Annotated in this window: 12 protein-coding genes; 1 reads left to right on the top strand and 11 read right to left on the bottom strand. The window is 54.2% G+C overall.

From position 1 onward, the window contains the following. Positions 1 to 140 precede the first annotated feature (140 nt). Positions 141 to 1,388 carry an MFS transporter gene (locus CJO09_RS11045; RefSeq protein ID WP_245961310.1) on the top strand — a complete coding sequence of 416 codons (1,248 nt, stop codon included), beginning with the start codon at positions 141 to 143 and terminating at the stop codon, positions 1,386 to 1,388. Here CJO09_RS11045 and CJO09_RS11040 read toward each other — a convergent pair. From CJO09_RS11040 to CJO09_RS10990, 11 genes are all read right to left on the bottom strand, one after another. Beyond that, a complete protein-coding gene (locus tag CJO09_RS11040) occupies positions 1,385 to 1,996 on the bottom strand; it encodes a TetR/AcrR family transcriptional regulator (RefSeq protein WP_114420372.1) in 612 nt (203 codons plus the stop codon). The genes CJO09_RS11045 and CJO09_RS11040 overlap by 4 nt on opposite strands. A gap of 18 nt (positions 1,997 to 2,014) precedes the next feature. Beyond that, entirely contained in the window at positions 2,015 to 2,677 is a 663-nt protein-coding gene (locus tag CJO09_RS11035; protein WP_119442386.1) for a glutathione S-transferase family protein, read from the bottom strand. Positions 2,678 to 2,686: 9 nt separating this feature from the next. Beyond that, a complete protein-coding gene (locus CJO09_RS11030; protein ID WP_158582748.1) occupies positions 2,687 to 4,588 on the bottom strand; it encodes an AMP-binding protein in 1,902 nt (633 codons plus the stop codon). Continuing rightward, positions 4,578 to 5,606: an NADPH:quinone oxidoreductase family protein gene (locus CJO09_RS11025; RefSeq protein WP_119442384.1), complete on the bottom strand. Its 1,029-nt coding sequence runs from the start codon at positions 5,604 to 5,606 to the stop codon at positions 4,578 to 4,580. Before CJO09_RS11025 ends, CJO09_RS11030 begins: the two co-directional genes overlap by 11 nt. A gap of 76 nt (positions 5,607 to 5,682) precedes the next feature. Continuing rightward, complete coding sequence (locus CJO09_RS11020) at positions 5,683 to 6,828, bottom strand: ABC transporter substrate-binding protein (RefSeq protein ID WP_114420376.1); 1,146 nt, start codon at positions 6,826 to 6,828, stop codon at positions 5,683 to 5,685. Between the two features lie 63 nt (positions 6,829 to 6,891). Next, positions 6,892 to 7,377, bottom strand: a complete 486-nt coding sequence (locus CJO09_RS11015; protein ID WP_114420377.1) for a flavin reductase family protein — start codon at positions 7,375 to 7,377, stop codon at positions 6,892 to 6,894. Beyond that, on the bottom strand, positions 7,370 to 8,629 hold the full coding sequence (locus CJO09_RS11010) for an acyl-CoA dehydrogenase family protein (RefSeq protein WP_119442383.1): 1,260 nt from the start codon (positions 8,627 to 8,629) through the stop codon (positions 7,370 to 7,372). Before CJO09_RS11010 ends, CJO09_RS11015 begins: the two co-directional genes overlap by 8 nt. A 25-nt stretch (positions 8,630 to 8,654) precedes the next feature. Further along, on the bottom strand, positions 8,655 to 9,470 hold the full coding sequence (locus CJO09_RS11005; protein WP_119442382.1) for an alpha/beta fold hydrolase: 816 nt from the start codon (positions 9,468 to 9,470) through the stop codon (positions 8,655 to 8,657). Continuing rightward, a complete protein-coding gene (locus tag CJO09_RS11000; RefSeq protein ID WP_119442381.1) occupies positions 9,452 to 10,489 on the bottom strand; it encodes a 2,5-dihydroxypyridine 5,6-dioxygenase NicX family protein in 1,038 nt (345 codons plus the stop codon). Before CJO09_RS11000 ends, CJO09_RS11005 begins: the two co-directional genes overlap by 19 nt. A 144-nt stretch (positions 10,490 to 10,633) precedes the next feature. After that, positions 10,634 to 11,917 (bottom strand): TRAP transporter large permease, encoded by a 1,284-nt coding sequence (locus CJO09_RS10995; RefSeq protein ID WP_119442380.1) that lies wholly within the window; start codon positions 11,915 to 11,917, stop codon positions 10,634 to 10,636. Further along, a complete protein-coding gene (locus tag CJO09_RS10990) occupies positions 11,914 to 12,486 on the bottom strand; it encodes a TRAP transporter small permease (protein ID WP_119442379.1) in 573 nt (190 codons plus the stop codon). The genes CJO09_RS10995 and CJO09_RS10990 overlap by 4 nt, the downstream gene beginning before the upstream one ends. Positions 12,487 to 12,571: the final 85 nt, after the last annotated feature.

The following is a 12,571-nucleotide window of genomic DNA, read 5'->3' as shown; positions in this document are numbered from 1 at the left end:
CTTTGTCTCAATTTATTCAATGTGCCACATTATGCGCCTTTGTGGCGCGATTGCCAAAGTTTGTTGTAGCGTTTATTCAAAATGAAGACATTGTGATTTAATGTGGCGTCTATTGATGCCCGTTCATTTATCTACCGTTTATGATGACTCCCACCGTCGCGCCCGCAAGCGGCGCTTCAAACCGATTGGCTTATCTGGTCGTAATTGCCGGCGTCGTGGCCGGCTTACATGTTTGGAAGCTGCCTCCATCCTTGCCTGTGTTGCAGGCACAATTGGGCCTGACGCTGGTGGAGTCGGGTTTTTTGCTTTCCATGGTGCAAACAGCGGGTATGTTTCTGGGCCTGATTGTCGGTTTGTTTGCCGAAAAAATAGGTTTGCGCCGCTGTGTCTTGATTGGCTTAACACTGTTGTCGATTGGTTCGTTTTTGGCACCCACCATTGATATGCGCACTGCCGTACTGGGTTTTCGCGTGATGGAAGGGGTGGGCTTTCTAATGGTAACCATGCCGGCTCCGGCATTGATTCGACGCCTGGTAGACACGGCGTTTTTAAGCCGTATTCTGGGAGTTTGGGGTGGCTATGTGCCTATTGCGACAGTCATTGCCTTGTTGGGCGGCTCGCTGATTCTAAGCTTAAGCGGATGGCGCGCCTTGTGGTGGATCTTGTCGATATTGACGGCGGCCGTCGCTTATATAGTGTGGCGCAAGATTCCACCCGACCCCGCCCCAGAGGCACAGAAACAAAGTTCGAAACCGGGCACGCCGCTAGAAAAGAAACCTTCGTTTTTCGCTCTGGCGATGGAAACCCTGAGCTCTTTGAATGTCTGGTTTCTGGGTTTATGTTTCGCGGTGTATTCCGGTCAATGGATGGCCATTGTTGCCTTCATGCCTACCATTTATGTGGAAGCGGGGTTTTCCGGCTTTATGGCGGGTGCCATGACAACCGTCATTGCTGCGGGCAATGCCGTGGGCAGTTTCTCGGCGGGACGTTTGTTGCACCGTGGATGGAAGCCCCACTGGTTGAATAACTTTGCTTTCGTGGCCATGGGTGTGTGTGCCTTCCTGGCTTTTGCTTTTCCGATCCCCACTGCGTTGCAATTGGCGCTGATTGTTTTGTTTTCGGCGACAGGCGGCCTGATTCCCGCCACTTTGTATTACATGGTGATGGAGTTGGCCCCTTCGCGTCGTACGTTGGCGCCGACCATGGGCTGGATGCAGCAAGGAATGGCAATGGGGCAGTTTTCCGGGCCGCCGTTGGTTGCGTGGGTGGCCACGCTGGCCGGCGGATGGTCGATGGCCTGGACAATTCCCGCCGTCTGTTCGCTTATTGGTCTGGCAATTTCCACCCGCCTCGGGCGCCAGTTTCTGGTGCGTATGCAGGGGCGCTAGTTCAACTGCTCAACCGGCAAATTCTGTACGCCATTCACAAACGTATCCACTATTAATGCAGAAAGATCTGCCGGTTTAATGGAGCCTGAAGGTTTGTACCAAACGTGGATCCAGTTGGTCATGCCAAAATACATCATGGCCAGCGCAGTGACCTTTTTGCGGGTCATTTCCACATCGGGGCGCAAGGCTTGAATCAATATTACCGCCCGGTTGATAATGCGTTCCTGAATAACAATAACCGACCGCATTGCAGGACGATTCAAATAGCGCATTTGCGTGAGCAGCACGGTTACCTCCTCCGGAACGCGAATGTATTCGCTGACCAGGGTTTGCGTGAACGCGCGCAGTTTTTTTTCGGCGCTTTGCTCTTGCTCAACCGCCGCTTCAACCTTCCAGGCCAGGTCTTCAATTTTCCAGCTGATCAGGCTATGCAGGATGGCGTGTTTTGAACGGTGATAATGATAAAGCGACGATTTTTTCATGCCGCATTGTTCCGCGATGTCTTCCAGCAGGGTTTCGCTATAACCCTTGCGGGCAAATAGAACCGCCGCCGCTTTCAGAATATCTTTCTTGCGGTCTTCATAATCCAGTGCTCGGGTGCGCGCCATAATGTTGTGCCTGTTAGATTAGGAAGTCGTTTTCTGGTTGCGATTGTGCCATGCCTGGCGTAAGTCGTTGTCAGCGCGTTCGATACTTGGGCGGGTCAATGCGTGCTTAAGGTAATCGCGAAGGTTGGGTATTCCTTCGCTTAGAACATCGGGCTGTTTAAGTGCACGCAGTGCGTTGCTGACGGTTGTTAAATGAGTCCATGAGGCCGCGTCGGCGTGGGTGAAGTTGTTGCCGCCAATCCATGGGCTAAACAATGCGCGCCGGCCTAATATACGCAAGCCATGCGAAACTTCCTGAAGCACCTCATCGGCCAGGTTTTGCTGGAATGGGCGACCCCAAAAAGCGGCGGGGTAAAGTCTGCGGGCGGGCAGTTCAATGTACAACTCAATCGTTTGAGTCAGTTCCCGGCAACGTGCTTTTTCCGTCGCGGAAGAAGGGTAGCATGAGTGGTCCGGTGTCGTGTCCTCAAGGTATTCGACGATTGCCTGCGACTCGTAAATGAAGCCGTCTGCGGTTTCCAGGAACGGAATTTTTCCGCTTGGGCTGCCCTTGTCGGGCCATTGTTCGCCAGGCAAATGCAGTACTTCCGTGAAGGGGCGCTCCAATTCGATCAAAGCAATTTTCACCTTGTTGTAGTAGTTGCTTAGGGGGGTGCCGAAAAGGCGTGCGGGTTCGTGCATTATTTCTCCCTAGTTGCAAACCAGGCAGTCGCCCGCCGAGGCCTTGCATTCATACAGCCGCTTTACCGAGAGGGAACGCTTTTTCAATACACCCGATTGATTAATGTAGCCTTTGTCGGTGATTTCATTGTCATCAATGCTGGGTGGCGAATCGAGCAACAAGGCGCGACAGATTCGGGTGCTGCTGCCCGGGTAGTTTTGGTTGTGTCGCTCTATGCCTTGCGCCAGTTGTTCAAGTAACGGCGGGTAGGTTGTAAGCGCTGGGTCGGTGGCATCTTTCAGTTCCGGGAAACGTTTGCGGATTTGATGCGCATTCAGGAAAAGGAGGGCGCCCAGTTGTTCGGCGTTGTGTCCGGTTAGAACCGCGTCGGAAACAAAGGGGTGAAGCTGGGGCAATAAATGCCCGCGAACGGTGGCCACCGACACCCAGGTCCCGCTGGTCAGCTTGAAGTTTTCCGACATGCGTCCGGCATACACCAGGCCTTGGGTAGGGTCGTTTGGGTTCACCCATTGCACTGCGTCCCCGGTTTTCAAGAACCCCTCTTCGTCGAAACTTTTTTCGTTGGCCTGCAGGTCATTGAAGTAACCGGGCGTGATGTTGGGTCCGCGAAAACGAATCTCGTATCGATCCTCGTTTGGAATCAGCTTGGCTTCGACCCCTGGCGCCGGCAAGCCCAGCGTGCCCAGTATTTGGGGCGGCCACCATATGAGTGTGGCGGGCATGGTTGTTTCGGTTGAGCCCAGCGAAGCGGAAATAGGGATACGTTTACCGGTTGCCTGCGCGCTGAGTTGCTCGAGTTTCAGCAATGTTTGAGTGGAAAGCGCCGCCCCGCCGTAAACGATAATTTGCAGATTGGTAAAAATATCTTTTGCGGCCTCGGGATTTTCTTCTATGGCCGCAACCAGCATATCAAGCCCCCGCGGTACGTTCACCATGACATTCGGTTTAATCTCGCGAAGGTGTCGAATGGTTCGGTCGATGAGCTTGGGTACAGGCCTGCCGTCGTCCAGGTACAGCGTGCCGCCATGGCGCAGTACCATGGCTAACGCGCCGTGTGCGCCGGCCGTGTGGTTCCATGGGAGCCAGTCGAGCATAATGGGCGGTTGTGTTTTCAGGAAAGGCCAGACTTGGTCCCACAGTACGCCCGAGGCAATGATATTGCGTTGCGTCATGATGACCGCTTTTGGGCTGCCTGTGGATCCTGATGTCAGCAACAGCCGTGCAATCGTGTCGTGGTTAACCTTATTGAAGGCTTCATCAACCTTGATTGTCGGCGTCGTTGCGAATGCGTCATTTAATTGTGCGGCTTGGGTAATTGGGCCGGGGCGATGGCACAAAACTTTGGCGTGGGGCGCGTGCTTTTGCGCGACCTGAATAGCCGTTTGAAAACGTTCACCCTCTTCAGCGTAAATAAGCGCGGGGACAAAGCGCTGTGTGAGGTCGGCAATTTTGCCGCAGGTTTTTGACATTAAGCTGTAAGCGGCCGACAAAGGCATGACCGGAATGCCAACCTGCATGGCGGCAAATTGCAAGAGCGCCTGATTAATACTGTTTTCGCTTAAGATAAAAATCGGCTGTTCAGCGGGCAAAGACTGATTCAATAACCATTGCGATAACGCATTCACTTTAGCCAGCGCTTGCGCGTAGCTTAATGTGTGCCAATTGCCCTCGTCGGCTGCCGGCTCGGCCAGAAAGACCTGCTCAGGCCGGTTCCGGGCGTGCAAGCGCAAATACTCTCCAATCTGCTGAACCGGCAGGGGGCCCAGGGGCTGCCGGTTGATCAGCAGCTGGGTGCCGTCTTCGCGGGCGGTCAGTGCGATACTAACCGGGGCGAACTCAAGCTTTCGGAAGGGGGCATCAGGGCGTTGATTCTGAATTGCAATCAGCGTGTCTAACTCTTCACTGCTCATTTGTATTGCCCGTTTCGGTTTGAAAGTTAAGGAGTATTTTGCTGCCTTTTTCGGCGCAGGAAAAGCGGGACCATATTGGTTTGAAGTCGTGTGCCGGCATGCTTTCATAGGGCAATGGCGTTAACACGCCGTTTGCCATTAACTGAAACATGTCGGCCATTTGGCGGGTGAACGATGGTGTCTCTTGAAAGAGCAGGCCGCCGCAATAAACGCCTGCCAAAGATGCACCTTTAAGCAGCAACAAGTTGGTTGAAATTTTTGGTATGTCGCCGGCGGCAAAGCCCACAATCAATAGTCGGCCGCGCCAGGCCAGGTTGCGCACCGCCGCTTCGGTGTAGAAATCACCAACAGGGTCGACGACGATGTCGGCACCGTGGCGACCCAGTACCGTTCGGATTCCCGCTTTCAACGCTGTTTTATCGATTATTGTTGCCGTAGTGGGGTGGGTGAGGTCTTTGATTGCCAATTGGTTTGTGTCGTGGCGTTCAACGGTCACGACACGGGCGCCGAAATGTTCTGCAATTTGAATACAGGCTTTGCCTACCGCGCCGTTCGCGCCCAACACTAATACGCGCTCCCCCGCTTTCAATTGGGCACGATCGACCAGGCCGTGATATGCGGTTAAATGTGAATTGATTGAGGCCACGGCATGTGCCTGGCTTAACCCGGGCGGTATGTGAACCAATCGATGGGCCGGGGCGGTCAGCTGCGATGCCCAGGCCCCAACCACGCCGCTTGAAACGACTTGATCGCCGGGTTTGAATTGCGTTACGTTTGCACCGGCTTCCAGCACCACTCCTGCGGCATCGAGTCCTGGGACAAAGGGGATGTCGGGTTTGTCTTGGTAGCGACCCTGAACCAAAAGGTGGTCTGTGAAATTGAACGCTGCATAATGCACTTGCAGACGCACGTCGTTTTCACTCAGCGGTGCCGCTGCGGGCAGAGCCACTGTTTGGATGTGTGGAGGCGCGCCGTATGCATTGCATAGAAGCGCAAATAGCTTGGATGCGTGAGTCATGGTGTTGGCTTGGGAGGGGGATCCGGCCTGAGGCGGCCGGATCCGAAACTGCAGAAAACGGATGGAGGGTTGGTGCTTATTTAACCAGTTGGAATTCGCCGTTCTCAATGGTAAGCAGCTCAACGCCACGCTCGTCAAAGCCGCTGTGGTCTTCCGGTGTCATGTTGTAAACACCTTGAGTGCCGGCCAGGTCTTTGACTTTTTCCAGCTCGTCGCGCAAGGCAACACGGAATGCCTCAGAGCCTGGTTCGCCTTTCTTCAATGCGGCGGGCACGGCTCGTTCGAGCAGCAAGCCGGCATCGTACATGTTGCCACCGAAGGTTGCCGGGACTTCACCGTATTTGTCTTTGTATGCGTTGATGTACTCAAGCGCGACCTTCTTGGCGGGGTTGCTGTCGGGGGCGTCTTCAGGTGCCAGCATCAGGCTGCCGCCCAGAATCGTACCTTCAACTTTTTTACCGCCGAGTTTGATGAACTCTTTCAAAGCCGCGCCGTGAGTTTGATAGAAAGTACCCTTGTAGCCCATGTCGGTGAGAGTTGCCTGCGGTAATACGGCCGGGCCGCCGGGCGCAGCAATAAGCACGGCATCGGGTTTGGCCGATAGCACTTTCAGAGCCTGGCCTGTTACCGATGTATCGGGGCGCTTGAAGCGCTCGTTGGCGACGATTTCAATACCGTATTTTTTGGCGTAGTCTTGCGCAACTTTGTACCAGGTCTCCCCGAAAGTATCGCCGGTACCAATGAAGCCAACGGTTTTCTTGCCTGTTTCCTTCATGTGCTTGAAGAGCTTGTCGGCAACCAGGCCGTCGTTCTGGGTGGTCTTGAAAACCCAGCGGCGTTTGTCATCCATGGGAAGCACAATTGCAATTGTGCCTACCGGCGCCAGGGTGGGGACTTTTGCTTCGGCGATGAAGTCGAGAACCGCCATTGCGTTGGGTGAGCTTGAGGGGCCTACCAAAGCGTCAATGTTTTCTTCCGAAATCAGTTTTTTGATGAGTGTGACGGTATTGCTGGGGTCACTGGCGTCGTCGAATGTGATGTACTCCACTTTTTCGCCCGCAATTTCGGTTGGCATTAAAGCGACCGTGTTCTTTTGCGGAATACCAATTAATGAAACCGGCCCGGTTGCCGACGAAATAACACCGATTTTGATGTCGGCCTGGGCAGAGGCGGCGAAAGCAAGCCCGGCTGCCAAAGCCAGAAGTTTGGAACGCAGTTGCATGGAGTGTCTCCTTGTTTTGGATAACGTTATCAGGTTTTACAACAACACTTTAAATATAAAGTCTTATACGGAATCGTGCATGGCGCTAGCATACTCCCCTTTCCAGTACACGAGGGGGGCGCCGTCGCGATGGGAAAAGTCGTTCACAATACCTAGCACAATGTCGTGATCACCCGCCTCGACCAAGGCGTGAGTGGAGCACACGAATGTGGCCAGGGCACCGGGGATAACCGGCAGGCCGCTGTCGGACCATTCACAGGCCAAACAATGAAAGCGGTGCTCGATGGGGCCGGTCATTTGCTGGGCAATATGGCGTTGCTCTTTCGCCAGAATGTTGATAACAAAACGCTTTGTCTGGCAAATGGTGTTATGTGCCGTGGAGCCGCGTATGACATTCCAGCTAATCATGGGAGGAGCCATGGAGACGCTAGCGAACGAGTTGATGGTGAGCCCGTAGGGTTCGTTCTCTTCATTCAGTGTAGTGACAACGGCGATACCGGTAGCGAATCGCCCGAATGCGTGACGCAACTCCGGTTTGGCTTCAATCATCACGTTCACCCTCCTTGTAGAGCAGGCCTCGGCCCAGGCGATCGATGCAGATTTCAGATGTCCAGGGCAGCATGAGCGCGCCGCAGCGGCTGTCGCGATACATGCGTTCCAGCGGAAAGGTTTTAAGCATGGCTTGACCGCCGCATACGCGCACTGCCGCTGAGCAAATTTCAGCACAATATTCCATAACAGTATACTGACACGCGTAGGCGCGCATGCGTTCTTCACGCGAGGGGCTGCGCTTGAATTCCGAGGTGGCCCGGTGGAACAAAGCCCACGCCTGTTGCAGCTTAATGTACATTTCGGCGATGCTGTATTGTTTGGTGGGGTACATGCGCCGTTTAACGTTAACGCCGGCGACTTCACCACGCAAATAGGCAACGGCGAAATCGTACGCTGCCTGAGCGAGCCCCATGTAAGTGGGGGTGAGCGTCATGAACATATGCGGATATTTTGAGGCCGCTTTTATGTATACGCCGCGCGGCATCAGTTGTGCGGTATCGGGCACAAACACATCTTTGAAAATCAAGGTACGGGATACGGTTCCGCGCATGCCCATTGGGTCCCAGTCGCCCACCACCGATACGCCGGGCGCATCGGCCGGAATGGCCATGAACATGGTGTCGGCTAACGTGGCGCCAGGAATATCTTCAGTACAGAGCACGCCGTAGTAGTCTGCAGAGCCGGATAACGATGCAAAAATCTTCTTGCCGTTAATGATCCAGCCGTCGCCTGAACGTGTGGTGATGGTGCCGAAGGGGTGTTTGCCTGCCGCGGCCCCACTGCCTTCCGAAAAAGGTTGTGAATAGATTTTGCCTTCGAGCATGTTGTTGTAGTGAATGGTGCGATTGTGCTCGTGGCTTTCACGTTGTTCGGATGTGAGTTCCAGTGCATCCACCATGTCGGCGGTCCAAAGCGAATTGGCATTATGCATGTTGAACGTGTTGGCCGTGCTGGCGCAATAGTATGAAATGCGCGTCGCCACCAAAGCATATGTTCGGTAGTCGGCACCCAGTCCCCCCAGGCGTTTGGGCACGCACAGGGCCAGGAACCCCATGTTTTTCAGGTCGTTGTAATTCTCGGTAGGGAAGCTGGCTTCAAGGTCGTGTTTGAATGCGCGTTCCGCCCATTTCACGCCGTACTCATCTACTTTGGCGATCAGTTCTTTTTGCTGCCCGGTAAGGGGGGCGCCGTTGAACAGGGCATTGCTGTCGGCGGAGTGGGCGTATTCATTCAGGTAGCTGCTGTCCATAAAGGGATCCTGTTGCGTGTTTTGCTTATGCCGCGTTGCGGCATGTTGAGGTACATATAGAGGCCAGAAAATCGGTCACGACACGGTTGAATGCGTCGGGCGACTCCAGATTGGCCATGTGCTTGGTTTGCAGGAATTGGTGCAGGCTTGCGTTGGGCAGTCGGTTTGCCATGCGCTGCATGCCTTTAGGAGGCGCCTGGTCGTCCAGTTCTCCGGCCAGCAGCAGTGTGGGAACCGTGATGTTGCCCAGTTCTGTTTTGCGGTCGAACGTGACCAGTAGACGCATGTAATCGATATAACGCTCGCGCTCGATAGCGCGTGCCGATAATGTGGCAAGGTTGCGCATTGCAGGTGATGTTCCTGGCCCCAGAAAGTGGTCGAGCAGTACCGGCGCGGCCTGGGCAAAGCTCTCGAATTGCGACAAAGGCTCGGTGCGTTGGCGAAGAAATGTCTCTTTCCATTCCGGGTCGGCGCTGCCGAAACCTGCGCTGGTTGATGAGAGTATCAGGCTGGCTACGCGGCAGGGGAAATGATGATAGAACTCTTGTGCCACCATGCCGCCGATTGAATGGCCCAGAATGTGTGCCTTGTTGATGCTTAAAGTGTCCAGCATGTTGGCCAGCGCAGCCGCCAGGTTGCTCCAACTTAAAGCGGGCAATATGGGCGACTGGCCATAGCCGGGCATTGTCCAGGCAATAACCTGGCGCGATGGGCCAAATGCATCTAATTGCGGCAGCCAGACACTAGCAGTGGACCCCATGCCGTGAAGCAGGATTAATGGCGTTCGATTGTGGCCCGATGCCAGCCAGGTAGGCACGGTATTTACTGGAAGACGTCGCATAGCTTGCCTTCATCAACAATCACCACGCCGTCCAATTCAACGGTGCAATTGCGCATGGGCAGGTCGAAATGACCCAGTGTGTGTCGCCCCGCCACATCATTTGCGCCGGTTGAATACAAGAAGTTGCCCGCGAACGCGCGCAGTTCGGTGCCATTCGTATCGTTTTTGTCGAACATCTGCAGGGCATCCCAGCGTGCCTGTGGGTTCATTCCCCAACCTACGTGGCTTACTGCGTAGGCATCGCGGTCTTGCCAGGCCTGCATGTAACTGCGCATCAGTTCGGCATCAAGACCGGTGCCTTCAATGCGGGTGATGTAATCGTTTTCGATATGCAGGGTAACCGGCGTCTCCAGGTAACGTTTGAAAGTAAGGTTAACGTCGCCGATGTTCAGTACCAGCTTTCCATTTACCGACCCACGGGACGGAAATGCAAGGCAAAGGCCGCCCGGCCAATGCTGGACAAGACCAGGACGGTCGGCGCCGCCCCATACGCCGCCGACTTTGGCGCCCTCCAGGTTGATGTCGAGCGCCGTTCCGGCAGCCGAAGACACTCGCATGTATTTGCTTTTTGCCAGCATGCGTACGCCGTTTTTAACGGGTTTGGTCAGGTCCAGCGTGGTGGTGAGGCGTTCGAGTATTTCCGGGTGCTCGTTGCTGACCATTAGTACACGTGCGCCGGATTCAAGAATATGGGGTAACTCAGGTGAATGCAATAAGCCCTCTACCGTGAGATCGACAACCAACCCCTGCCCCGATAGCGCGTTGATTACCGGCGGCATGTTTTGAACGACATGCGAGGCGCCTGTGGAGCGAACGGGCACGGGTGTGGTAACGGGCAGAGAAGGTACCGTGATTTGTACGGGAACCGCACCCATGCGCGCCAACGCAAGCTCAGCCAGTTGTACGTTGATGCTTCGGCTTTCCGTTTCGCACAGCAAGCGAACGATTTCGCCGGGCTCGACTTTGCATTTGCGGAAAACAGTTTCGAATGCCTGGATCCACTTCTCTTGGACTTTCATATTAAATCCTGTCAGGTACGATTTAAATAATAAATCGACTAACTAGTCGAATATTAAATATGAATTATCCTTGCGTCAAGCTGTTCCGACGAAAAAAAACAGGCGCACAAGCACCTGTTTCAGAGTTGGTTGACGGCTATTGCACTATTTCAACGCATTTGGAATCCACAGGGAAATGTCGGGTACGTAGGAAATGACAAGTAACGAAACCAGGTAAACCAAAATAAAGGGAATAACGCCACGTACGACTTTTCCTACTGAAACATTGAATATGCTGGTACTGACAAACAGGTTCAAACCAAACGGCGGGGTAAACATGCCAATGGCCAGGTTAACCGTCATGATGATGCCGAAATGAATCATGTCGATTCCGGCGGCAACGGCGATGGGCAGCAGCAAAGGAACCAGCACCACGATGGCTGAGTTGGGGTCCATGAACATACCGGCAATCAACAGAATCAGGTTGAGCATCAGCAAAATCATGAATGGGCTCATGTTCCAGCCGGTGAGCGCTCCAACCATGGTGTCGGGGATGTTTTCAATGACGAGAACCACCGAAAAGACCGACGCGGCGGCGACAATAGTGAAGATTTTTCCGGTAAGCAGCGCAGCTTCAACCGCCACTTCCCACACGCCTTTGAACGACAGGTCGCGATAAATGCAAGTGGTAACGATTAATGCATAGACGCTTAACACCATTGAGGCTTCGGTCGGCGTGAAAAATCCGGAATAGATGCCGCCAAAGATGATAACGGGTGCGCCCAGCGTCCAGGCTGCACTTTTGGTTTCCCGCCAAACGGCTGCGGCGTCCCATTTTCCGGCTTCCGATGTGATGGAGTGGCGAAGGGCATACCAGATGCAGTACAACGTAATCAGGATGCCGATTAATATGGCTGGGCCGATGCCCGCAAGAAACAAGTCGCCCACTGAAACGGAGGCGACCGCCCCATAAAGAATCATGGTGATGCTGGGCGGCACAATGACTGCAATCGCGCCCATTGAGGTAATCAGGCCCAGCGAAAAATTCTCGCCGTAACCGCTTTGCCTTAAGCCTGGATAAAGTACCTTACCGATACCGGCCACCGTGGCGGTGCTTGACCCCGATATCGCCCCGAAAACTTCGCTCGCTACAATCGTCGTGACGGGTACGCCCCCGGGAACGCGGCCGAGCAAAACGGTTACCCAGTTAATGAGCCGGTTCGACATGCCGCCTCGCACCATCAGTTCGGCAGCAAAAATAAAACCCGGCACGGCCAGTAACGCATAGACATTCAGGCTGCTGAACATGCGTGAAGCCAGCATGTCGGGTGGAATGCCTGCGCCCGTTAACGTTAACAGGGCAAAGCCTGCAGACAGAAAAACCAGCCACAAAGGAAAGCCCAATATCAGCAGCAGGATAACAAGAAGGGTGGCGCCGACGGAGATCATTTTTGAATGCCTTGTTGTATGTTGATAATGTCGGTGGCGGAATCGGGTTCGTTTGTACGATTGCCGAGAATATCGACCCCCCACAACAGATAGGCAAGCGCGGTCAACCCCAAGCCCACAGGAATGGCTGCGTAGGCCAGCCAAACGGGTATGTAGCCGCTCAGGCTCATATCGTTAAAGCGATATGCCGTATATGAAAAACCCCAGCCCATGTAGGCGAAGTAACCGATAAGGACAACGCCCAATAGTGCGGAAGCGATGTTGATGAGTTTGCGGACGGGGCGGGACACATGCGCGTAGAAGACGTCGATGCTGATATGTTCGTTGCGGCGGGCCAGAACCGCGGCGCTTAGAAAAACCGACCATACAACCAGGTAGCGCGAAACTTCTTCAACCCATGGATAGGGCATGAGCCCAACCTCACGCAACGCAACTGAGATAAAGACGGAAAAAATCATCAGCAAGAAACTTAGGCCGGCCAGAAACTTAAGCACGGCAAAGCATGCGCGGTCGATGCGCGAGAATAGGCCTGGTGATGACGGCGGTGCCGAGTTGTCGGATGGGGTCACGATAATGTCCGAAATGAAGAAGTGGGTTCAATAATGTCGCTCGCCGGTGCACGCGAGTCAAGAACGCCCCCAAACCTGATCAGGA

Source organism: Neopusillimonas maritima, assembly GCF_003576595.1.
GTDB classification, from domain to species: domain Bacteria; phylum Pseudomonadota; class Gammaproteobacteria; order Burkholderiales; family Burkholderiaceae_B; genus Neopusillimonas; species Neopusillimonas maritima.
Note: the sequence above shows the minus strand (reverse complement) of the source record. Positions and strands in the feature narration are given on the sequence as shown.

Coding starts and splice junctions, on each gene's coding strand:
- CJO09_RS10995 (WP_119442380.1), bottom strand. CDS start 11,917: ATGATCTCCGTCGGCGCCACCCTTCTTGTTATCCTGCTGCTGATATTG.
- CJO09_RS11035 (WP_119442386.1), bottom strand. CDS start 2,677: ATGCACGAACCCGCACGCCTTTTCGGCACCCCCCTAAGCAACTACTAC.
- CJO09_RS11005 (WP_119442382.1), bottom strand. CDS start 9,470: ATGCGACGTCTTCCAGTAAATACCGTGCCTACCTGGCTGGCATCGGGC.
- CJO09_RS11030 (WP_158582748.1), bottom strand. CDS start 4,588: ATGAGCAGTGAAGAGTTAGACACGCTGATTGCAATTCAGAATCAACGC.
- CJO09_RS11010 (WP_119442383.1), bottom strand. CDS start 8,629: ATGGACAGCAGCTACCTGAATGAATACGCCCACTCCGCCGACAGCAAT.
- CJO09_RS11045 (WP_245961310.1), top strand. CDS start 141: ATGATGACTCCCACCGTCGCGCCCGCAAGCGGCGCTTCAAACCGATTG.
- CJO09_RS11025 (WP_119442384.1), bottom strand. CDS start 5,606: ATGACTCACGCATCCAAGCTATTTGCGCTTCTATGCAATGCATACGGC.
- CJO09_RS11015 (WP_114420377.1), bottom strand. CDS start 7,377: ATGATTGAAGCCAAACCGGAGTTGCGTCACGCATTCGGGCGATTCGCT.
- CJO09_RS11040 (WP_114420372.1), bottom strand. CDS start 1,996: ATGGCGCGCACCCGAGCACTGGATTATGAAGACCGCAAGAAAGATATT.
- CJO09_RS11020 (WP_114420376.1), bottom strand. CDS start 6,828: ATGCAACTGCGTTCCAAACTTCTGGCTTTGGCAGCCGGGCTTGCTTTC.
- CJO09_RS11000 (WP_119442381.1), bottom strand. CDS start 10,489: ATGAAAGTCCAAGAGAAGTGGATCCAGGCATTCGAAACTGTTTTCCGC.